Origin of the sequence: Luteibacter jiangsuensis (genome assembly GCF_030812295.1) — a bacterium.
GTDB lineage: Bacteria > Pseudomonadota > Gammaproteobacteria > Xanthomonadales > Rhodanobacteraceae > Luteibacter > Luteibacter jiangsuensis_A.
Genome location: NZ_JAUSSK010000001.1, coordinates 643,101 through 663,557, shown reverse-complemented (window position 1 = coordinate 663,557; position 20,457 = coordinate 643,101). Strand labels below are relative to the sequence as shown.

Annotated in this window: 20 protein-coding genes; 8 read left to right on the top strand and 12 right to left on the bottom strand. The window is 63.0% G+C overall.

The annotated features are described in order from the left end of the window. The 6 genes from J2T07_RS02875 to J2T07_RS02850 all read left to right on the top strand — a co-directional run bounded on the left by J2T07_RS02875 (window position 1) and on the right by J2T07_RS02850 (window position 7,133). The gene (locus tag J2T07_RS02875; RefSeq protein WP_306847062.1) at window positions 1-1,887 is read left to right on the top strand and encodes an amidohydrolase; all 1,887 of its coding nucleotides are present in this window, start codon (window positions 1-3) and stop codon (window positions 1,885-1,887) included. After that, window positions 1,884-2,297 carry a DoxX family protein gene (locus J2T07_RS02870; RefSeq protein WP_306847061.1) on the top strand — a complete coding sequence of 138 codons (414 nt, stop codon included), beginning with the start codon at window positions 1,884-1,886 and terminating at the stop codon, window positions 2,295-2,297. The genes J2T07_RS02875 and J2T07_RS02870 overlap by 4 nt, the downstream gene beginning before the upstream one ends. Continuing rightward, entirely contained in the window at window positions 2,242-3,915 is a 1,674-nt protein-coding gene (locus J2T07_RS02865; RefSeq protein WP_306847059.1) for an MFS transporter, read from the top strand. Before J2T07_RS02870 ends, J2T07_RS02865 begins: the two co-directional genes overlap by 56 nt. Before the next feature lie 15 nt (window positions 3,916-3,930). Further along, window positions 3,931-4,806, top strand: coding sequence for a glyoxalase (locus J2T07_RS02860; protein WP_306847057.1), 876 nt, complete (start codon window positions 3,931-3,933; stop codon window positions 4,804-4,806). After that, on the top strand, window positions 4,803-6,236 hold the full coding sequence (locus J2T07_RS02855; protein ID WP_306847056.1) for an alginate export family protein: 1,434 nt from the start codon (window positions 4,803-4,805) through the stop codon (window positions 6,234-6,236). Before J2T07_RS02860 ends, J2T07_RS02855 begins: the two co-directional genes overlap by 4 nt. A 120-nt stretch (window positions 6,237-6,356) precedes the next feature. Beyond that, on the top strand, window positions 6,357-7,133 hold the full coding sequence (locus J2T07_RS02850; RefSeq protein ID WP_306847054.1) for an alpha/beta fold hydrolase: 777 nt from the start codon (window positions 6,357-6,359) through the stop codon (window positions 7,131-7,133). Between the two features lie 45 nt (window positions 7,134-7,178). Here the strand turns inward: J2T07_RS02850 and J2T07_RS02845 are convergent, their stop codons facing one another. From J2T07_RS02845 to J2T07_RS02835, 3 genes are all read right to left on the bottom strand, one after another. Beyond that, window positions 7,179-7,805 (bottom strand): hydrolase, encoded by a 627-nt coding sequence (locus tag J2T07_RS02845; RefSeq protein WP_306847053.1) that lies wholly within the window; start codon window positions 7,803-7,805, stop codon window positions 7,179-7,181. 131 nt (window positions 7,806-7,936) lie between these two features. Next, window positions 7,937-9,106 (bottom strand): FAD binding domain-containing protein, encoded by a 1,170-nt coding sequence (locus J2T07_RS02840; RefSeq protein WP_306847052.1) that lies wholly within the window; start codon window positions 9,104-9,106, stop codon window positions 7,937-7,939. Continuing rightward, window positions 9,103-9,738: a DsbA family oxidoreductase gene (locus J2T07_RS02835; protein WP_306847051.1), complete on the bottom strand. Its 636-nt coding sequence runs from the start codon at window positions 9,736-9,738 to the stop codon at window positions 9,103-9,105. Before J2T07_RS02835 ends, J2T07_RS02840 begins: the two co-directional genes overlap by 4 nt. Window positions 9,739-9,835: 97 nt before the next feature. Here J2T07_RS02835 and J2T07_RS02830 point away from each other — a divergent pair, with 97 nt between their 5' ends. Further along, window positions 9,836-10,771 carry a LysR family transcriptional regulator gene (locus J2T07_RS02830; RefSeq protein WP_306847050.1) on the top strand — a complete coding sequence of 312 codons (936 nt, stop codon included), beginning with the start codon at window positions 9,836-9,838 and terminating at the stop codon, window positions 10,769-10,771. Between the two features lie 126 nt (window positions 10,772-10,897). Beyond that, window positions 10,898-12,016 carry an alkene reductase gene (locus J2T07_RS02825; RefSeq protein ID WP_306847049.1) on the top strand — a complete coding sequence of 373 codons (1,119 nt, stop codon included), beginning with the start codon at window positions 10,898-10,900 and terminating at the stop codon, window positions 12,014-12,016. A 117-nt stretch (window positions 12,017-12,133) separates the two neighbouring features. Here J2T07_RS02825 and J2T07_RS02820 read toward each other — a convergent pair whose 3' ends face one another. The 9 genes from J2T07_RS02820 to J2T07_RS02780 all read right to left on the bottom strand — a co-directional run bounded on the left by J2T07_RS02820 (window position 12,134) and on the right by J2T07_RS02780 (window position 20,455). Next, window positions 12,134-12,793, bottom strand: coding sequence for a YoaK family protein (locus J2T07_RS02820; RefSeq protein ID WP_306847048.1), 660 nt, complete (start codon window positions 12,791-12,793; stop codon window positions 12,134-12,136). A gap of 313 nt (window positions 12,794-13,106) precedes the next feature. Further along, on the bottom strand, window positions 13,107-13,766 hold the full coding sequence (locus tag J2T07_RS02815) for a ChrR family anti-sigma-E factor (protein WP_306847047.1): 660 nt from the start codon (window positions 13,764-13,766) through the stop codon (window positions 13,107-13,109). Further along, window positions 13,763-14,395 carry a sigma-70 family RNA polymerase sigma factor gene (locus tag J2T07_RS02810; RefSeq protein WP_306847944.1) on the bottom strand — a complete coding sequence of 211 codons (633 nt, stop codon included), beginning with the start codon at window positions 14,393-14,395 and terminating at the stop codon, window positions 13,763-13,765. Before J2T07_RS02810 ends, J2T07_RS02815 begins: the two co-directional genes overlap by 4 nt. A 188-nt stretch (window positions 14,396-14,583) precedes the next feature. Further along, on the bottom strand, window positions 14,584-15,108 hold the full coding sequence (locus tag J2T07_RS02805; protein ID WP_306847046.1) for a lipocalin family protein: 525 nt from the start codon (window positions 15,106-15,108) through the stop codon (window positions 14,584-14,586). A gap of 12 nt (window positions 15,109-15,120) precedes the next feature. Beyond that, window positions 15,121-16,209, bottom strand: coding sequence for an SAM-dependent methyltransferase (locus tag J2T07_RS02800; RefSeq protein WP_430539302.1), 1,089 nt, complete (start codon window positions 16,207-16,209; stop codon window positions 15,121-15,123). Further along, entirely contained in the window at window positions 16,206-17,003 is a 798-nt protein-coding gene (locus tag J2T07_RS02795) for a DUF1295 domain-containing protein (protein ID WP_306847939.1), read from the bottom strand. The genes J2T07_RS02800 and J2T07_RS02795 overlap by 4 nt, the downstream gene beginning before the upstream one ends. A 97-nt stretch (window positions 17,004-17,100) precedes the next feature. Continuing rightward, on the bottom strand, window positions 17,101-18,396 hold the full coding sequence (locus tag J2T07_RS02790) for an SAM-dependent methyltransferase (protein ID WP_306847045.1): 1,296 nt from the start codon (window positions 18,394-18,396) through the stop codon (window positions 17,101-17,103). Next, window positions 18,393-19,181, bottom strand: coding sequence for a DUF1365 domain-containing protein (locus tag J2T07_RS02785; protein WP_306847044.1), 789 nt, complete (start codon window positions 19,179-19,181; stop codon window positions 18,393-18,395). The genes J2T07_RS02790 and J2T07_RS02785 overlap by 4 nt, the downstream gene beginning before the upstream one ends. Further along, entirely contained in the window at window positions 19,178-20,455 is a 1,278-nt protein-coding gene (locus J2T07_RS02780; RefSeq protein ID WP_306847043.1) for an NAD(P)/FAD-dependent oxidoreductase, read from the bottom strand. Before J2T07_RS02780 ends, J2T07_RS02785 begins: the two co-directional genes overlap by 4 nt. Window positions 20,456-20,457 lie beyond the last annotated feature (2 nt).

Here is a 20,457-nt window from a genome sequence, read left to right as displayed (position 1 = left end):
ATGTCAGATACCCCGGTAGCGGACCTTATCCTGCATCGCGGACTCTTTACCACGCTCGATCGTCGGCGCCCGACAGTCAGTGCGGTGGCCATCGCCAACGGTCGCTTCATCAAGCTCGGCGACGACCATGAAGTGATGGCGCTGGCAGGACCGAACACGCGCGTCGTCGACGTAGGTGGCCGGCGTGTGCTGCCGGGGTTGGTTGACAACCATCTCCACCTCATCCGGGGCGGATTGAACTACAACCTCGAACTGCGCTGGGATGGCGTTCCGAGCCTGGCAGACGCCATGCGCATGCTGCGCCAGCAGGTCGAGATCACGCCTGCGCCGCAGTGGGTGCGTGTGGTGGGTGGCTTTACCGAGCACCAGTTCTCCGAAAAGCGCCTGCCGACCATCGACGAACTCAATGCCGTGGCACCGGATACGCCGGTGTTCATCCTGCATCTGTACGACCGGGCGCTGCTCAACGCCGCGGCGCTTCGTGTGTGTGGTTTTACCAAGGACACCGCGGCGCCCCCAGGTGGGCAGATCGTCAGGGACAGCGAGGGCAATCCGACGGGGTTGCTCCTGGCCAAGCCCAATGCGTCGATTCTCTACGCGACGCTGGCAAAGGGACCGAAACTGCCGTTCGAGTATCAGGTGAATTCGACCCGTCACTTCATGCGCGAGCTCAACCGGCTCGGCATCACCGGCGCCATCGACGCCGGTGGCGGCTCACAGAACTGGCCCGACGACTACGAGGTCGTACGACAGCTTGCTGCCGAGGACAATCTGACCATTCGCATCGCGTACAACCTCTTTACGCAAAAGCCAAAGAAGGAAAAGGAAGACTTCCTCAACTGGACGCGCTCGGTGACCTACGCGCAGGGCGACGACTATTTCCGCCACAACGGCGCGGGCGAGATGCTCGTCTTCTCGGCTGCCGACTTCGAGGATTTTCGCGAGCCGCGCCCCGACGTGGCACCGGAGATGGAGGGGGAACTGGAAGAGGTGGTGCGCATCCTGGCGCAGAACCGCTGGCCGTGGCGCCTGCATGCAACCTACGATGAAACGATCAGCCGCGCGCTCGACGTGTTCGAACGGGTCAACCAGGACATTCCGCTGGAAGGGATCCACTGGTTCTTCGATCACGCGGAAACCGTGTCGGACCAGTCCATCGAACGTATCGCCGCGCTCGGTGGCGGCATTGCGGTGCAGCACCGGATGGCCTACCAGGGTGAGTATTTCGTCGAACGGTATGGCATGGGTGCTGCCCAGGCCACGCCGCCCGTGAAGAAGATTCTGGAGTCGGGTGTCAACATTTCCGCTGGGACCGACGCGACGCGGGTCGCCTCGTACAACCCCTGGGTGTCGCTGGCGTGGCTGAGCACGGGACGAACCGTCGGTGGCATGCGGCTGTACCCCGAGCGCAATTGCGTGGACAGGGAAACGGCGCTGCGCATGTGGACGGAGAACGTCACCTGGTTTTCCAACGAGGAGGGCAAGAAAGGCCGCATCGCCGAAGGTCAACTGGCTGATCTCGTGATTCCGGATCGGGATTATTTCGCCTGCGCCGAAGACGAAATCGCCGGCACCACCGCACTGCTGACCATGGTGGGTGGACGGGTGGTTTACGGCGCGGGCCCCTTCGCGTCGCTCGACGACAATCCTGTTCCTCCCGCGATGCCGGATTGGTCGCCAGTACGCGATTATGGCGGTTACGCGGCATGGGCGGCGGCGAAGACGCGCGAGAATGCCTCGGTTCGCCAGGCAATGCCCGCGTGTGGCTGCGCGAACAGCTGTTCGGTGCACGGCCATGACCACGCCAAGTCGCATGGTGCGGCGTTGCCGGTCGATGATTTCAAGAGCTTCTGGGGCGCGCTTGGCTGCGCTTGCTGGGCTATATGAGCACCCTTGAGAGGATGGTCCATCGGCCGGTCGTGCGCTGGCTGGCGTTGCTTGCGCTGTGCTCGGCGTACATCCAGGGCTCTGTTTGCAAAATCGTCGACTTCCCGTCGGCAATCGGGGAGATGCGGCATTTCGGCATGGCGCCGCCGACGCTGTTCGCCGTCGGGGTGATCGTGTTCGAGCTTGTCTGTTCAGCGGCGATCCTGAGCGGTCGGCTGCGCTGGCTGGGCGCGCTGGCGCTGGCCGTCTTCACCATCGCGGCGACCTTTGTCGCCAACGCGTGGTGGAGCCTGCCACCCGGTCCGGAACAGAGCATGTCGATGAACGGATTCTTCGAGCACATCGGCCTGGCGGGTGCCTTTGTTCTCGTGGCCTGGATGGATCTCGGGAGGAAAACCCGTGACGGATAAACAAAAAGGAAGCCTCGGCCAGAGCCTTGGGCCCCTCAAGCATGCGACCTTCGCCGTGCTGTGGGGTGCGACCGTGTTGGGAAACACGGGTTCCTTCATGCGTGATATCGCCAGCTCGTGGATGGTGACCGAACTCGGAGGGGGCGCTGCCGCTGTATCGGCCATCCAGGCGGCCGGGACGCTGCCGGTGTTCCTCCTCGCCATTCCGGCTGGCGTCTTGTCCGACATCCTCGATCGCCGCCGCTTCCTCGTTGCCGTCCAGTTCTTCATGGCGCTGGTAAGCACCATTCTGGCGTTCCTTGCGGTGACCGGATCGCTGAGTGTGGCGGCGATGATCGCGTTGACGTTTGCCGGTGGTGTGGGTGCCGCGCTGGTCGGGCCGACCTGGCAATCGATTGTGCCGGAGCTTGTGCCTCGCGAAGAACTCAAGGATGCCGTTGCACTCAACTCCCTTGGCATCAACATCGCGCGCGCCATCGGACCCGCCGCTGGCGGTGCCATCCTTGCTGGTCTGGGCGCCGCCGCGACCTATGGTGGAGACATCCTCAGCGACGTGCTGGTCATCGGCGCGTTGTTGTGGTGGCGTCGGGCGTCCACGGCAGACAAAGCGTTGCCGGAGAACTTCCTTGGCGCGTTCCGTGCCGGCCTTCGTTACACGAGGGCAAGCAAGGAGCTGCACGTGGTGTTGCTTCGTGCTGCTGTCTTCTTTGTTTTCGCGAGTTCGGTCTGGGCCTTGCTGCCACTGGTCGCGCGCGGCGAACTGAAGGGAGGGGCGGGGTTTTATGGCATTTTGATGGGGGCCGTCGGTGCGGGCGCCATTGCCGGCGCCATGCTTCTGCCAAGGTTGCGTGCACGTTGCAGCGCCAATGCGCTCTTGCTCGGGGCGTCGCTGCTTTCGGCGGCCGTGATGGTGACCCTGGCCCTCGTGCCCGTAAAGGCCGTGGCCTTCGTCGCGCTGCTGGTGCTCGGCGGGGCATGGATCATGTCGCTGACCACGTTCAATGGCGTGGCCCAGGGCATCTTGCCGAACTGGGTGCGTGGCCGTGCGCTGGCGGTGTACCTCACGGTGTTCAACGGCGCGATGGCTGCTGGCAGCATGGGCTGGGGCGCGGTTGCTGAGGGCATCGGCGTACCGAGCGCCTTGCTGGTCAGCGCGGCTGGCCTCGTGGTGGCAGCCTTCGTCATGAATCGGGTGAAGCTGCCCACCGTGGAAGCCGATCTGACCTCGTCGCACCAGTGGGCCGAACCCCTCACGGCCGACCCTGTGGCAAACGACCGTGGCCCGGTGCTGATCTTGGTCGACTACCGTGTCGCGCGCGACCGGCAAGCGGCCTTCGTGTCCGCCATGGACCGGTTGTCGACCGAGCGGCGTCGAGACGGCGCGTATGCGTGGGGCCTCAGCCAGGATTCCACCGACCCCGAGCGGCTCGTCGAATGGTTCATGGTCGAGTCGTGGGCCGAACACCTGCGACAACACCAGCGCTTCTCGCATGCTGGTGCGGATCTCCAGAACGAAGCGGTTGCCTTCCACAGCGGTGCCGCACCCCCACTCGTGACGCACCTGATTGGCATCGACGCACGCTCGCTGTCCCAGATCGGCTCATCCCCCATTCTCTGAACCGGAAGGCCCCCCATGCGTATCCGCTCTTTCTTCCTTGCCACGGCGTTCATGCTGGCTTCCTTTGGCGCCGCCGCAGCCACGGACTATTGCGTGGCTGCCCAGTACGACACGACGCACGTTTACGTGCCGGCGGCCGACGTCGACGCCTTCGTCAACAGCTTTGTTGCGACCTTTGGCGGCAAGTCGACGAAGCAGGTGGTCGTAACCGTCACCCCGACGCCCTCGAGCACGTCGTCGCAGCTCGTGCAAACCCCAGTGGGCACCGTGTCGGTCTTTGGCTTCCGCACGCCGGTACCGTATCCGTTCGGTCTCGAACGGACGGGGTACCTGGTGACTGACCTCAACGCCGCGGTCAAGGCGGCGGAAGCGTCTGGCGCGGTTACGCTGGTGACGCCGTTTGACGATCCGATTGGCCGCGACGCCGTGGTGACCTGGCCCGGTGGCGTCAACATGCAGCTGTACTGGCACACTGCAAAACCGGACTACGCCGCGTTCGAACACATACCGGAGAATCGCATCTACCTGCCCGCTGCCAGCGCGGATGCCTTCGTCCGTGCCTTCGTGCGCTTTTCCCACGGCAAGGTGGTTTCGGACGACGCAAAGGCCCCGGCCATCGAAATCGGACGACAGGCGGGAACGTATCGGCGCATTCGCATCGAATCCGGCTACGGCAAGGCCACGGTACTCGTCACCGACGGAAAGCTCGACTGGCCGTATGGCACGGAGCTCACCGGCTATGAGGTGACCGACCTCGACGCGACGTTGCAGAAGGCCATCGCTTCGGGCGCCAAAGTGGTCGTACCGGCGCATGATGAGCGTGGCCGTCGCGCGGCGATGCTGCAGTTTCCGGGTGGGTACGTGGCAGAAGTCCACAGCGTTCCCCGATGACGATGCGTCGAGCCGCGCGTGCGGCATGGCTCGGCCTGGCTAGCGCTTGTGCGAGCCCGGCGTTCGCACAGGACGTCCCGGACGAGAAGGCGACCACCAACGAAGGCGTCGTTCACACGCCGGCCAGGCCTGTCGTCCTGCCCAATCGCTGGCAAGAGGATTGGGGCGTCCTCGCCAATCCGGCCGTGCCACGCAAGCGTTTCGACGGCTTGAAATACATGCCGCTCGGTGACGGCGGCCGGGAGTACCTGACGGTTGGGGCGACGCTGCGCGAACGACTGGAATCGAACGACGCGCCAGCCTTCGGCATCGGGCGCCCGCAAGACACCTACCTGTTGCAACGCCTGCAGGTGCATGCGGGACTCCGCCTTGGCGCACCCTGGCTGGCGTTCGTGCAGCTGGAAGACGACCGTGCGTTTGCCAAGAAGACGTGGGGCCCGACGGACCGGGACAAAGCGGACGTTCGCCTGGCCTTCCTCGCCTGGCAGGGCGAGGTGCTGGATGGCACGGTGAGGGTGCGGGCCGGACGGCAGGACTTCGCGCTCGACCTCCAGCGCTTTGTCTCCTTGCGCGATGGGCCGAATGTTCGGCAATCGTTCGACGCGCTCTGGGCCAACTTCGAACGCGGACCATGGCGATTCATCGGCTTCGTGAGTCATCCGGTGCAGTACCGTGACGACCGGGCCTTCGATGACACCTCCGGATCGAACCAACGCTTTGACATGGTTCGTGTCGAACGCCATGTGCTCGGCACGAACGAGCTGTCGTATTACCACGCGTGGTTCGACAATGATGATGCCAGCTTCCTCGACGCACACGGCAATGAGCGCCGCCGTGTCGACGACGTGCGTTTCGCCGGTGCGCGCGGGCCAGTCGATTGGGATCTCGAAGCGATGGTCCAGGGCGGCAGGGTGGGGGACTCGCGGATACACGCCTGGGCCGTCGGCACACGTGCCGGATGGACATGGACGGACACCGCATGGACGCCACGGCTCGGCCTGCAGGTCGATACCGCGTCCGGTGACCACCGTGCTGGTGACGGCAGGCTGGGCACGTTCAATCCTTTGTTTCCCAATGGCTACTACTTCTCGCTGGCCGGGTACACGGGCTACAGCAACCTCGTGCACGTCAAGCCCAGTATCACCCTCAAGCCTTCGCCGACCGTGACCTTGCTTGGCGCCGTTGGCCTGCAATGGCGGCGAACGACATCGGATGCCATTTACGTACAGCCGATCAACGCGCTGCCAGGTACCGCGGGGACGGGCTCGAAGTGGACGGGCATGTACGGGCAGTTTCGCGTCGACTGGAAGTGGCGCCCTGGCGTGACGTTCTCCCTTGAAGGCGATCATTTCCGGGCGGGCCGGACCATTCGGGATGCGGGTGGCAGTGACGGCAACTACGGTAGCGTGCAGGTGCTTCTCGCTTGGTAGTTCCTGCTCCATGGGCGTGCTGCATCAGCCTGCCAATACTGCAATCCCGCAGCAGATCTCTTTTTTATCCTTCGCGCAAGGTCGGCGTCCGTACCGACCACCCATGACCAGGAGTGCCGCGTGAAAAAGAAAGCATTGTTCAGCCTGTCTGTTGCCATCGCCATCGCCAGCGCATCGTTCACTACCGTACAGGCCGCTGAAGCGACCAAGCCGACAATCGTACTTGTTCATGGCGCGTGGGCGGACGGCTCGAGCTGGAACAAGGTCATACCGCTCCTGCAGGCAAAGGGCTATACCGTGCTTGCGGTGCAGAACCCGTTGACCTCGCTGGCGGCTGACGTGGCGGCAACAAAGCAGACCCTTGAGTCGGCCAAGGCACCCGTCGTCCTTGTCGGTCACAGTTGGGCCGGCACCGTGATCACCGAGGCAGGCAACGACCCGAAAGTCGCGGCGCTCGTTTACGTCGCCGCCTTTGCCAACAACGATGGGCAGTCGGCCGGTGAGCTGGTGAACGCGTATCCGAAGACCCCCGCGCTTGGAACCATTCGCGACGACGGCCACGGTTTCCTGTATCAGACCGAACAGGGCGTCATCGAGAATTTCGCGGCGGACCTGCCGCGCGCCGAAGCAAAGACGATGGCCGTGACCCAGGGCGCCCTGGCGGCAAGCACGTTTGGCGACAAAGTCACCACGGCAGCGTGGAAGACGCACCCGACCTGGTACATCGTCTCGGCGAACGACCGGGTCATCAATCCACAGCTCGAGCGCGACGCGGCAAAGCAGATGAAGGCGAAGACCACGGTCCTCGCATCCAGCCATGTGTCGCTGCTGTCGCACCCGCGTGAAGTCGCAAAGGTGATCGAGGAAGCCGCCGAGTCGGTGGCTGCCGGTCGTTGATGCTTGCGTGCGAGGGGCGCGTAGCGTCCTTCGCACGCTGCATTGTCAGGCAGGCTTAATCATGTCGCGGGCGTAGTCGAGACCGATGCCGTAGCCACCACCGTGATCCGCGACGATCCCCCGCGCCGCCTCATAGGTATCGTGGCGTGTCCAGTCGCGCTGCATCTCGAGCAGGAACTGCAGCCAGGACGTCATTACGGCACCGGCTTGTTTCATGCGGTGCAGGGCAGCGTCGTGGCTCGCAGCGGTAAGACCACCGCAGGCGTCCGCGACGACGTGGACGCGGTAACCGTCGGCAAGCGCGGACAGGACAGGGAAGCTGACACAGGCCTCGGTCAGCAAGCCGGCGACGATCAGCGTCTTGCGTCCGGTGGCGTCGATCGCGGCACGCGCGGCCTCATCTTCCCAAAGATTCATGTTGCGCCGCTCAATGGGGACGACGTCGGGAAGCACCGCGCGCAATGGCGGCATGAGGGGGCCGCTGTAGACCTTCGATGCGGACGTGCTGACGACGACCGGGATGTCGAAGGCAACGGCGGTGCGGGCAAGCGCCACGGCATTGCTGCGTAGCGTCTGGCGGTCGGCCGATCCGGTGGCGAAGGCGAGCCCCGCCTGTTCGTCGACAAGGACGAGCGCGCAGTCGTCCGGGGTGAGCAGGGGTACCGATGTCATGGCGATGTCTCGTTGCGAAGGGGGTGTCATGATGGTCCGTGTCGCTGGCCCCGGCTTGCGAATTTGGTACGGATGGAAGTGACTGCTGCAACAGACCACCCCGTGCTCGAGGGGGCCACACCGGGCGGACCTCAGCTGCGGACCACGGTCGGGTACTTTTGAAACAACAGGGCATCGCCGGTCTGCGAACCTCGCCGAAGCAGCATCTTGCCCTGCGTTACCTGCAATGGCTCCCAGCGCTCAAGTGCCAGTGCGATGTCATCGGGGGAGGACTTCAAGGCGAAGGCCAGACCGAGGGCGCTTGCGGCAGCCTTCGACGTGCTGGCCGCCGTATGCGGGCGCGGGATAGCCGCGGCGTCTCCGAGGATCACGACCCGACCTGCGACCATGTGGTCGGACGCCAGGTCACGAATTGCCTGGGCAAAGGGCTGCGGCGTCGCCTGCACGACCTCGCGAAACGGTGGCGGCAAGAGCATCTGGGCATCGTGTCTTATATGCGAGACCCACCGTTCGGCGAGCATGCCCTCAGGAACGGCGTGGCCACGGGCGCGGCCATCCCGATCGGTCATGATCCGCGCGAGCATCTCGTCATCCGCCAGGCGGTACCAGACCCAGTTGTAGAAGCGGTGCCCGGGGCGCATGTCGTTGTCCGCGCCGGGCACGAGATAGCCGAGGATGTGCGAGCCGGTGTTGGTCGAAAAACTGAAGTCGCCGTGCAGCATCCCGCGTGTCGCGGGCGACATCGCGTCCTCCGGAATGAGGCCACGCCATGCAAGGTAGCCGGCATAGCTGGGTCGAGCCTCTGGCCAGTATTGCGCGCGCACTGCCGAATTGCCTCCATCGGCGCCAACCAGCAAATCGCCGGTTTCGCTGCTGCCGTCCTCGAAATGGGCGGTGACAGTTCCAGCTGCGAGATCCTGGTCAACATGTGTCAGCGTCATGGCTTGGTGGTAGTGGGCGTCGCCAAACGCAGCCCGCAGGGTCGTATAGATAAACGACCACGACGTCTGTGTCTGTGGCGCAAAGTGCTTGGACTGGATTGAACCGTCCGGCCTGAACACCGTCCGAAAGCGAGAACGCACGCCGAGATCCCCGCTGTCGAGGTCGATGCCGCTCTGGCGGAACACCTCGACCACATCGGGCTGGAGGACGATCCCGCCACCCCGGCTGTCGAGATCACGGGGAGAGCGCTCGAATATGTCGACGTCCCAGCCGATCTGCCTCAGCAGGACGCCGGTGAACAGTCCCCCCAGCGATCCACCGATGATCAGGGCGTGGCGCTTGCCTGCTGCTGTGGTCATGTCGCTTTTCCTGCATCGAGGATTGCCTTTCGGATAATTTCAGGGGACTGGGCGCCCGTGATGGCGATACCATCGATTTCGATAAGGGGAACGGCGCTGATACCGCGTTCCATGGCGGCGTTCTCCAGCGCCCTGATTTCGTCGATGCCTTCGTCCGTGTCCAGGAAGGCGAGGAGTGCCTCCCTGTCCAATCCCACCTCACTGGCGATGTCGAGGAGAGCGGACGTCGTACCGATGTCGCGCCCTTCGGCGAAATAGCCATGGAAGGCTGCCTCGACGAACGAGTGCTGCTTGCCGGAGCGTTTCGCAAAGGCGGCTGCGCGGTGTGCGAGCAAGGTGTTCGGCGTCCGTTCGATAGCGTCATAGTCGAAAACGGCCCCGTCGGGCCGGCCCGCTTCGACGGTCTGGGCATCTTTCCTGCGCGAAATCTCCAAGCTCCCGAACTTGCGCGAGCGATAGGCTTTCCGGTCGAGACCATCCACCGGCATATCGGGATTGAGTTCGAACGGGAGCCACCGGATGTCGACCTCGATATCGGCGGGAAGACCCTGAATGGCTTTCTGGAGCCGCTTTTCCCCGATATAGCACCAGGGACAGATGAAGTCGGACGTGACGTGAATGGGGATGCGCATGGTTGGTCTCCTTATATCTCGAAGGTGCTACCGGAGTCCGGCGCTGACAATAAGCCAATTTCTGCTAACTTCATTGCGTATTGCGCAAAGGTGAAAAATGGACCTGTTCGGTGCGCTCAGCGCATTCGTTGCCGTTGCCGACGCGGGCGGATTCGCGCCGGCCGCACGCAAGGCCGGCATGGCGACCTCCTCGCTGGCGCGCCAGGTCGATACGCTCGAAGCCCATCTGCACACGATTCTGCTTAACCGTTCAACCCGCAGCGTCACCCTGACGCCGGCTGGTGAGGATTATTACGTCCAGGCCACCCGCATCCTCGCCGACCTCGACGAGGCCAACCGCAGCGTCAGCGAGCGGGAAGGACCCCCGCGTGGTTTGCTCCGGGTGAGCCTCCCGGTCGCGTTCGGCGGCCTGCACGTGACGCCCATCCTGCCCGAGTTCCTGAAGGCATGCCCGGATGTCGACCTCGACCTCCTGATGACCGATACGGTCGTCAATCTGGTCGAGAGCAGAATCGATGTCGCGATCCGCATCGGCAATCTGGAATCGTCGAACATGGTTGCACGCCGGCTTGCCCCGCATCGTCGCGTGGTGTGTGCGAGCCCTGAGTACCTGCGTGCGCGAGGCGAGCCTGTGGATCCAGTAGACCTCGTGCACCATAGCTGCCTGACCTTCTCCTATGCGACAGGCGATCGCACCTGGCGCTTTGCCAAGGCCGGCCGGATCGAGCAGTTACAGGTGCGCGGTGCTCTTCGCGCCAACCATTCGGAGACGCTCAAGGAGGCTGCTCTGGCGGGTCTGGGCGTGCTCATCATGCCTACATGGCTGATAGGTCAGGAACTCGCGGATGGGCGGCTTCGCAGGCTCCTTGCAGACTGGGACGCGAATGTCGGGCGGGCCACCGCGGCGCCGCAGTCCGACGCCGGAATCCATGCCATCTATCTCGCGGAACGACGGGGCTCGACCAAGGTTCTGGCCTTCACCGAATTTCTCATGGAGAGGTTCGGATCTCCGCCCTATTGGGACAGGCTGTAGCCACACTGATCATCATTGCGCTGCGCGCAAAGTACGTCACAAGAACCGGGGGATTATCGATTCGAGTCAGGAGGCCGAATATTGGCGGCAGGATGTCGCACTCGGCATCGAACAGGAACAACGACCATGTCCCCCTCTCTCTTTTCACCGATCACGATCGCTGGTCTCTCATTGCCGCATCGTGTTGCGATGGCTCCGCTTACCCGCTCGCGGGCTGGCGCTGGCAATGTCCCGACCGCGCTCAACGTTGAATACTACCGTCAGCGTGCAGGGGCTGCTCTCGTCATCACCGAGGCGACGCAAATCTCCCAGCAAGGTCAGGGTTATGCCTGGACGCCGGGGATCCACGATTCGGCGCAGATTGCGGGTTGGTCAAAGGTGGCGGACGCCGTGCACGAAGAAGGTGGGCGCATCTTCATGCAGCTCTGGCATGTCGGTCGCGTTTCGCATCCATCGTTCCAGCCCGATGGCGCTCTGCCGGTCGCGCCTACGGCGATGCCGGTGCCGGGCAAGACCTTCATCGTTGACGAAAGCGGCAACGGCGTGTGGGCAGACGTGCTCGTCCCGCAGGAACTGACGGTCGCGGGCATCGAGGCAATCATCGGCGATTATGCTCAGGCTGCGCGAAACGCCATCGAAGCGGGCATGGACGGCGTCGAGATTCATGCCGCCAACGGCTATCTGATTGACCAGTTCATCAACAGTGAGAGCAACCACCGCACCGATCGTTATGGAAGCAGCATCGAGAACCGGGCACGGCTTCTGACGGAGGTGGTCGACGCAGTGACGCAAGCGATTGGAAGCACTCGAGTGGGTGTCCGGCTGACCCCCATGGGACGCTTCATGGGGATGGGCGACGAGACGCCGGAACAGACGTTCGGCCACATCGCGGCGGAGATGGACCGGCGGAACCTTGCCTACCTTCACGTCGTCGAGCCCGCGACGCTCGGAACGGAGACCGGCGAAGACAATCCGCGTTTCGACGCGATGATGCGGGTGATGCGCCAGCGCTATTCCGGTGTGCTGATGATTGCCGGCGGCTACGACCGGGCAAGCGCTGAACGCGCGCTGGCAGAGGGGCGTGGCGATATCGTGGCGTTCGGCAAGCACTTTCTCGCCAACCCCGACCTGCCCGAACGATTTGCGCGCGGCGCCCACCTCAACGAAGCCGACCGCGGCAGCTTCTTCGGTGGCGATGCTCGCGGCTACACCGACTATCCGGCCCTCGCAAGCCAGGTGGCGTAACGGATGCGTGGGAATATCCTCGGGTCAGGGCGGCGCAACGGATAGGTTCACGGGGTCACATTTCCAGGGCGAGGCAACCACGGCACCAACGCTGACGGTCGATTGAACGCTGCCTCATCACGGGTGGGCCAGGCCGCTGTCCGTCGGAACCTCGTCGGTGGCAAGGACAAGCGTCGCTGCGAGGACGCAGACGCCGGCCAGCGCAAGCGGTGGCGCAAGGCCCCATAGGCGAACCAGGCAGGCGCCGACAGCTGCGCCTGCAAGCATGGCAAGGACGGCGCGCATACGTCGCCAGAAATTGGGACCGTCGCCGCCAGCCAGGTGTGAATCGGCGGCGATGCCGGTGATGGTGAGGGTCAGGACTGTGGTGGTGAGATCGGCGACCTTGAGCTGCCGTGCGGTTGCATTGCGGGAGCCCATGGCGGCGGCGGTGAGCGCGATAAGGACGCAGATGGACCACTCTCCATGCTCGGTGGGAGGCCGCAGGGCTGCAAAACCGGCCGCCACCCAGAGCAGACCCGCTTCGCCGCTGGCGGCCATGATTAGCCATTGCCGTCGACCACGGGGTGCACACCGTTTGCCGAGACGTCCGGAAAGCGCTGCGCCGAGGCCGAATGCCAGGAGCGCCAGTACGTAATAAGGCCAGTGAAAACCCGCAGTGCCGACGGCGGCAAAGCCGAGAAAAACCACGTTTCCCGTCATGTTGGCGGTGAAGACCTTGTCGAGGCCAAGCACGCTTGTGGCGTCGACCAGTCCGGTTGCCGCAGACAGCAACATCAGTAGGAGAACGATTGGATCACGTGGGGGTGCCGTGGGAACAGCCATTGGAAGACCTGCGCATGGGGAAGGGTTTAGGAACGGAGTCGCAATGGCTCGTTGCGTGGCACCCGCTTGCTTGATGCGGTTAGGTTCCCGACTGCCAACAAGCCCGGATGACTAGAACCATACGAGAGTCGTCATCGCGGGCATTGCACGATAAGTACCCATCGCGCCTTCGTCTCCGCATGGATTCGTCAATCGGTTCCACCGCGGCCGTCGTCGGATCGAAGCAGGAACGGCGTATCGACCTTCCCAAAGGTACCGTCAGGTCCTACAACTTGAACAGCGGCTGGAGCATGCGCGCGAGCCGCCCGGAAAAGCGCAGGGGTAAATCGGTGGCTGCCACACAGACACAGGGAACGCCTGGTGACGTCACTGGCTGGTGCTCCACGTCGCCATCGAGGTCGGCGACATCGCCAGGTGCGAAGTGACCCAACGAATCGTCATAGGCGCCCTGCAAAATCATGGTCAACTCGTTGCCGCCATGGCTGTGCATCGGCACGCTGCGACCTGGGGCAAGGCGCAACAGCATCAGGTGGCCATCCTGAACGTCGCGTGCGCGGATATGATGCACGCCCGGACCGATCGTGCGCCAACGAAGGTCACCATACGTTTCCCCGAAGTACGGCCACAGTGGCTCGGGTAACGTGTTCGCTGACGGCCTGCGTAGCTCGGGCGGTCGCGGGACCGGGACGACGGGTTCCTTCTCGGACAGGCGTGCCAACATGGCCTCGCGAGCCCCCGCGGGGAGCGCGGCGCCTTGCTGCTGACTCATCAAATGACCGCCAATGTGTTGGGCGACCCGAAGCTGTTCGCAGCAGGCAGGACAGATGCTCAGGTGCGCTTCCACTACCACGTCGAACGCGCGAGGCAAGGCGCCGGCCGAATAGCCGATCAGGGTGCTGCTGTCGAGGTGATGCTGCGTCATCACTGCACTCCCTTCAGTCCCGCCTGCAGCCTGGCGAATGCGCGGCGCAAGTGGGACTTGACCGAACCTAGGGGCATGCCCAGTTCGTTGGCGATTTCGCTGTGACTCTTGGCTTCAAAGTAAGACATACGGATAAGTCGTGCCTGTACGGCAGGTAGGGCATCAATGGCTCGCGCGATAACCGCGTGGTCGGTGAAGGACTCTGCGCTGCTGGCGGGGTCGTCGCAGCCTAGTTGATCCAGCCAATCCAGGTCGCGTTTGGATTCCAGCCAGGACGGTTCGCCACGGCGGCTATCGATGGAAAGATTGCGTGCGACACGGAACAGCCACGTGGACAGGCTTGCTCTCGCGGGGTCGAACAAGCCGGCGCGTCGCCACAACCGAAGCATGACCTCTTGCACCAGCTCCTCCGCTTGCGGTGCCGCTACCTTCAAACCCAACAGGTAGCGCAGCAGGCGAGGCGCGTAGTAGTCATAGATACGCATGAAGCAGTCCGTGTCTTGGCGCGCGGCCACACCTGCCATCTGTTCGGCCCAGTAGCGTGCGTCGGTGGCGGCTTGGTTCGCTGAATGGGACACGCGTCGTGTGGCCCCGAGGGGCGTCACCTTCTTGGATGCCGGATCGGGGGTCATCATACCCTTGTCCCGCCACTCGTCACGCCGCGAATAGGCACGTTTGCCCGTCTTGCCCAGCGAAACCGTGGCGGATGATACGTGGCAGGGGTGGGCCGCGAGACCTCGAACATATGAAAGGGCCGACGGGTTATGACGCTCTATACGTCGATTTCGACGATCTGGATGCAAGGGGGGGCGCCCATGGCCTACTGAGGTACCTTGCGCATCTTGCTCACGTCGTAGCCCATGGCTTTAACCCGCGCTAACAACTGTTCGTATTGCGCGTCGGGTATGGTCGGGGTGCGCGCCATGATCCATACGTAATCGCGCTTGCTTCGCGCCACAATGACGGTTCGATAACCCGGGTCCAGCCAGGCGATGATGTATTCGGCCCGAATCGGCCAGACAAATTGCATACCCCACACCGCGTTGCCCGTGTTCGGTTCAATGAAGCCTGTCGCGTGCATGACCTTTGGCTTGCCGTCCAGGCCGCCAACCCGATAAGTGAACCTGGTTTGTACGCGTCCATCGGCCTGCAGGGTGTAACGTTCCACGGCACGGTAGGCATCGCGCTCGAAATAGGAGGGAATCGAGGCGATGACATACCAGTCACCCATGTAACGGGGCACGTCTACCTGGGCAACGGAAGGAATGGGCATCTGGTTGGCGCATCCCATGAGCGGTAGGCCAACGAGCAGGCTGACAAGCAGATTTCTCATGACCTTGCGCATCGCACTCCTCCATCAAGCCTGTCGGATAAAGCGGTAATGAGCCACCAGCCATTCCTGGCCATCGGCATAACCAAACAACTCGGCACACGACATCCAGAAAATGCGCCAGCGTTGGAACCAGAGTTCGGCCAGGGTGTCGGTGCCGTAGGCCTCACGCAAGACAGCAAGGGCCGACGTGCGATGTGCATCCTGGCGTGCAAGCCAGGCATTGGCGGTGCGCTCGTAGTGCGTGCCATTCACCAGCCACTGCTCTTCCAGTCGCAGATCGTTCTGGAACCAGTGCAATGTATCGGCTGATGGCATCATTCCGCCGGTAAAGAAATGGCGGCCCATCCAGTTGTAGTCTCCCTCCGTTTCGAAAAGATAAGCCGCATGTCGGTGCGCAAAGATGTGCACGAACAGCTGCCCCGATGGACGAAGCCAGCTGGCGATGCGCGCCATCAGCACCTCGTGGTTGCGCACATGTTCGAACATCTCGACGGACACGCAGCGGTCGAAGCGGTCACGGGCCAGCTCGAGGGTATTGATGTCGCAGGTTATGACCTCGACGTTGCAAAGGCCTCGCTTCCGGCACTGCGCGAGAATGTGGATGCGCTGTGAACTCGAATTGGATACCGCCGTGATTCGGGAATGCGGAAAGCGTTCGGCCATCCAGAGCGTGAACGAGCCCCAGCCGCAACCCAGTTCCAGCACCTCCTGGCCATCGATGAGTCGCGCTCGTTGACCGTAGAGCTCCAGCATGGCTACTTCCGCCTGTTCCAGTGAGGTGTCCGGCGCGGGGAAATAGCACGATGAATACTTCAGGCGCGGCCCGAGGCATTGCTCGAAGAAGGCTGTTGGCACCTCATAATGTTGCGCGTTGGCCGCGTCGGTATGGACAGCCATGGGGCCACGCCGCAGAACCTGGATCAGGTGTTGGTTGCGCTCTTGGCAGCCGCTGACGCCGCCTTCATTGCATGTCGCAAGGCGTTCCGCGCACAGTCGTCGGATGCCGGCACGTATCAGGACGTCCGGCACCCATCCGCGTTCGGCCCAACCCATCACCCCTGCGGCAGGAAGGTCGGCGGTCAGCTCCACCGGGGGAGTAAGCGGTGTGCTCATGAAGAACTCCTCGATACGTTGGAGCGGGGAAACCAGGGGAACAGCATCGGAGTGCTCTGCTGATAGGCGCGATAGTCATCGCCACGCGATCGCAGAGCCTGGTCTTCGGTGTAAGGCACACCACTGATCCAGCGAAGGAAAACGTACATGAGCACAGGTCCGCTCCATGAAAGCCATCCAAGAGGAGAGCCCACGGCCAATGCGACATAGCTGAACCAGTGCAGCCACTCGAAGAAATAGTTCGGGTGTCGCGAATATCGCCACAGCCCGGCGCGGCAGACCTTACCCTCGTTTGCTGGGTCCGCACGAAAATGGGCGAGTTGGCGGTCGGCGACGGATTCCAAGGCTACGCTCGATCCCCACACGCCCACCGCCACGCTGCTCCAGATGGTGAAGGTGGACTGGGGATTCGCCGCCACCGCCATGAAGGGCAGGGCGAACAACACGACGAGCGCAGCTTGCGCCTGGAAAAACAGGAAGAAGTTAACCTGGTTGCCTCGCCAATGTGTGCGCAGGTGGCGATAGCGGCCGTCTTCGGGTTCGCCTTGCACGCGACGCCACAAGTGGAGAGCCAGGCGTAGCGACCATGCCGAACCCGATAGGGCGAGTAGTGTGCGCGGCAACGTGGCGCCTCGACCCGTAAAGGCCATGAGAAGCGCGCCCAGCCCAAGGCCAATGGCCCATAGCACGTCGACGATGCCGGCATTCTGGTGGCGGCGCTGCCATTCCCAGCCCAAGCTCATCACGATGAGCATCATGCAGGCGAGCAGCGCGAGTTGCATCGTGTAGCTCATCATACCTTGCACCACGACGGTTCCAGGCTGCCGAGCGAGGAGCCCCTCACCATGAGGAGTCCTTCGATCCGATACCCGACAAAATTCGCCATAGCCTTCATGCCAGGTGGTCTCCGGCGCGGACTGTCCACCGGGCATTGGCTGGTTGCGCGCCAGGCTTGGCGAGCAGTAGATGCGACACGCCGATGGAGCGTTCCATGAAGCCACCTTCGCAGTAGGCGAGGTAGAACTCCCACAAGCGCAAGAAGCGATCGTCGTATCCCAGCGCGCGGGCCTCAGGCAGCCGCGCCATGAAGCGCTCGCGCCAAGCACGCAAAGTGCGTGCATAAGACGGACCGAAGTCTTCCTGATGCACCAGGGCCAGGTCGCTGGCGTGTGTCTTCGCCTCGAGCATGGCGTTCAACGAGGGTATGAAACTGCCTGGAAAGACGTGTCGCTTGATGAAGTCGACGGAAGCCAGCGCTTGTGCGTAGCGGTGGTCTTCGATGGTGATGGCTTGCACCAGGCCCAGGCCATCGGGTTTGAGCAGCGCGCCAAGCTTGGCGAAATACGCCGGCAAGTAGCGGGCACCTATAGCCTCGATCATTTCGATCGATACCAGCTTGTCATACGTGCCATCGAGGTCGCGGTAATCCTCCAGCAGCAACGTCACCTGGTCGCTGAGTCCCGCATCGGCGACACGCCGCTTCGCCAAGGTATGCTGTTCGCGCGAAATGGTGGTTGTCGTGACATGACAGCCGTAGTACTTGGCGGCATGGAGCGCAAACCCGCCCCATCCGGTGCCAATCTCGACCAGTCGGTCGCCACGGTTGAGATTCAACTTGCGGCAGATGACGTCCAACTTCCGCGTGGATGCGGTCTCCAGAGTGTCCTCGTCACCGGCCCACAGCGCGGACGAATACATCAGATCAGGCGACAAGAACAGTTCGAAGAACGCATTGCCCAGATCGTAATGGGCTGCGATGTTGCGCCGGGCGCCTGCACGGGTATTCTCGCGCAAGGCGTGCCATGCACGCATGGACCAGTTGGCGAGTCGAGCAAGCCCACTCTCCATGCCGTCCAGGAGATTCCGGTTGCGCACCAGCAGGCGCACCAGGTCGACCGGATCATCACAACGCCACAGACCGTCGGCATACGCTTCGCCAGCTCCTACGCTGCCCTGAAATGCCAGCGTGCGATAAAAGCGCGGGTCATCGACATGGACGTGCACATGCAGCGGTGCATGAGACTCCTCTTCTCCCAACACAACCCGACCCCATGCGTCGTGTACCGAGAGCTGGCCATGGCGAAGCCCTTTCAAGGCGTTCAACAAACGCTTGCGCATGAACCGGTCCAGCCCACTGGACTGGGCCGAGGTTGCGTTCGACCGGTGAGTTTCGGCCGCTTCAGTCATGGGGATTTCCTCCGCGATGAGACGGGCGCTTCAGTAGGGTGGTCGTGGATGGGGTTGCGCTTGAGCCATAACCGAAGCGCCTGCCAATGAATGGCGCCGATGACCTGGGCGGTCATCAGGGGATAACGCCACAGCACCCGACTGAGTGCGCTTCGGTCCAGCGGCTGGCGTTGCAGCGCCAGAGAGGCGTCGAACTCGCAAGCGTCGCCTTGACAGACTTTCATGTGCACCCTGAGGTCGTCCGCAGGGGCGGTGAAGCGCCAGTCGTAGCTGCGTTCCATGGCCATGAAGGGCGACACGTGGAATTGCTTATCGAAGCACCAGGCGAGGGCGCGACCGCGGCGCTGCGCGTGCTCCACCGGCAACACGTACGCGTGGCGCTCCCCCCATGGCGTGTTGGTGATCTCGGCCATGATGCAGGCGAGTGTGGTTCCATCGATCTCATAGCAGTAGTAGAAGGTGACCGGGTTGAACACGTAGCCCGCATAGCGGGGGTGGGCCAGCATGCGGATGGGACCGTCGAGCACCATGCCGGCCTCTCGGCTTACCCGTTGCTGCACCGCCTCGCGTAGCGGCATATCGGCCGGCGCCAGGTAGTCGCTGCGCCGCCATTCCGCGAGGTTTCGGCCATCCGCCGACCATAGGCCGTGCTGGCGGAACACGGCTTCGATTTCATCGAGGTCGAGATACAACTGCGCCATGCGGTAGGCAAACGCATGGTGCCGTGGCGTATGGCGCCGATGCGTCACCCGTCCCTCGTAGATCGCGCTGGCCAGTGTCGTCATACGTCCGCCTCCACCTGTTCCTGACGCTTCTCCAATGCGTTTGCACCCAGCGCCTGAGCCACTTCGACAGCACTGCGCATGCCATCTTCATGAAAGCCCCAGCCCCAATAGGCTCCGGCATACCATGTGCCACGCTGTCCCTGGATCTCCTGCTTGCGTGCTTGAGCTGTCACCGACGCGGTGGTGTAGACAGGATGGTGGTAGGTCATGCGCCGCAGCACCTTGACCGGGTCGATCCAACGGCTTTGGTTGAGGCTGACGACCAAGGGCTCCGATGAACGGAAGCCCTGCAAGAGGTTCATGCAGTAGCTCACCGTGCATGCCGCTTCCGGTTCGGCGGGAATGAATGCGTTCCATGCCGCCCAGGCCTTGCGCTGCCGGGGAAGCACGCGAGCGTCGGTATGCAACACCGTCTCATTGGCTTGATAAGTCAAGGCACCGAGGATGGCGTGTTCGCGATCGGTGGCATCCGCCAACAGCGCGAGCGCTTGATCGCTATGGCAAGCCATCACGACGTGGTCGAAGGTTTCGACGCCTTCAAAAGAGGTAACCATGACGGTGCCATCCCTGCGTTCCACAGAGCGCACAAGGCAGCCCAGTCGCTCATCGACACTCCAGCGTTGGCGCATGGCCTGCACGTATGTGGACGAGCCGCCGGCGACGACTTCCCACTGCGGCCGGCCCCTGATCTGCAACATCTGATGATTGGCCATGAAGTGCACGAGGTAGCGCGCGGGGAACCGCAGGATTTGCCGCGATGGAGACGACCACAGGGCGGAGGCCATCGGGATCAGATGTTCGTCGCGGAATGTGCGACCGTATCCATGCTCGTCCAGGTAGTCCACCAACGTCGGTCCGACACCTGCTTGTCTCAGAAGGCTTGGAGCTTCGCGATAGAATCGGAACAAGTCATTCACCATGCCCCAAAAACGCGGTGACCACAGATTGCGGCGCTGACAAAACAAGGTGTCCAGCGTGCTGGCGTTGTATTCCAGACCTGCGTGTTCGTGGGTAACGGAAAAGCTCATGGTTGTCGGCCGTGAAGCGACACCCAACTCGTCGAACAACGCGTGAAGCAATGGGTAGTGGGCCCGGTTATGCACGATGAACCCCGTGTCGACGACGTGATGCTCGCCATGGACCTTCACGCGATGCGTATGGGTATGGCCGCCGAAATAGTCGTTGGCTTCGAACAAGGTCACTGCATGATGGCGCGATAGCATCCATGCAGACGCCAGTCCGGCGATGCCCGAACCAATGACGGCGATGCGCATGA

Coding starts and splice junctions, on each gene's coding strand:
- J2T07_RS02795 (WP_306847939.1), bottom strand. CDS start 17,003: ATGAGCTACACGATGCAACTCGCGCTGCTCGCCTGCATGATGCTCATC.
- J2T07_RS02825 (WP_306847049.1), top strand. CDS start 10,898: ATGTCCCCCTCTCTCTTTTCACCGATCACGATCGCTGGTCTCTCATTG.
- J2T07_RS02790 (WP_306847045.1), bottom strand. CDS start 18,396: ATGACTGAAGCGGCCGAAACTCACCGGTCGAACGCAACCTCGGCCCAG.
- J2T07_RS02855 (WP_306847056.1), top strand. CDS start 4,803: ATGACGATGCGTCGAGCCGCGCGTGCGGCATGGCTCGGCCTGGCTAGC.
- J2T07_RS02875 (WP_306847062.1), top strand. CDS start 1: ATGTCAGATACCCCGGTAGCGGACCTTATCCTGCATCGCGGACTCTTT.
- J2T07_RS02800 (WP_430539302.1), bottom strand. CDS start 16,209: ATGAGCACACCGCTTACTCCCCCGGTGGAGCTGACCGCCGACCTTCCT.
- J2T07_RS02810 (WP_306847944.1), bottom strand. CDS start 14,395: ATGACCCCCGATCCGGCATCCAAGAAGGTGACGCCCCTCGGGGCCACA.
- J2T07_RS02840 (WP_306847052.1), bottom strand. CDS start 9,106: ATGACCACAGCAGCAGGCAAGCGCCACGCCCTGATCATCGGTGGATCG.
- J2T07_RS02785 (WP_306847044.1), bottom strand. CDS start 19,181: ATGACGACACTGGCCAGCGCGATCTACGAGGGACGGGTGACGCATCGG.
- J2T07_RS02780 (WP_306847043.1), bottom strand. CDS start 20,455: ATGCGCATCGCCGTCATTGGTTCGGGCATCGCCGGACTGGCGTCTGCA.
- J2T07_RS02830 (WP_306847050.1), top strand. CDS start 9,836: ATGGACCTGTTCGGTGCGCTCAGCGCATTCGTTGCCGTTGCCGACGCG.
- J2T07_RS02860 (WP_306847057.1), top strand. CDS start 3,931: ATGCGTATCCGCTCTTTCTTCCTTGCCACGGCGTTCATGCTGGCTTCC.
- J2T07_RS02805 (WP_306847046.1), bottom strand. CDS start 15,108: ATGCGCAAGGTCATGAGAAATCTGCTTGTCAGCCTGCTCGTTGGCCTA.
- J2T07_RS02820 (WP_306847048.1), bottom strand. CDS start 12,793: ATGTTGCTGTCTGCGGCAACCGGACTGGTCGACGCCACAAGCGTGCTT.
- J2T07_RS02845 (WP_306847053.1), bottom strand. CDS start 7,805: ATGACATCGGTACCCCTGCTCACCCCGGACGACTGCGCGCTCGTCCTT.
- J2T07_RS02870 (WP_306847061.1), top strand. CDS start 1,884: ATGAGCACCCTTGAGAGGATGGTCCATCGGCCGGTCGTGCGCTGGCTG.
- J2T07_RS02835 (WP_306847051.1), bottom strand. CDS start 9,738: ATGCGCATCCCCATTCACGTCACGTCCGACTTCATCTGTCCCTGGTGC.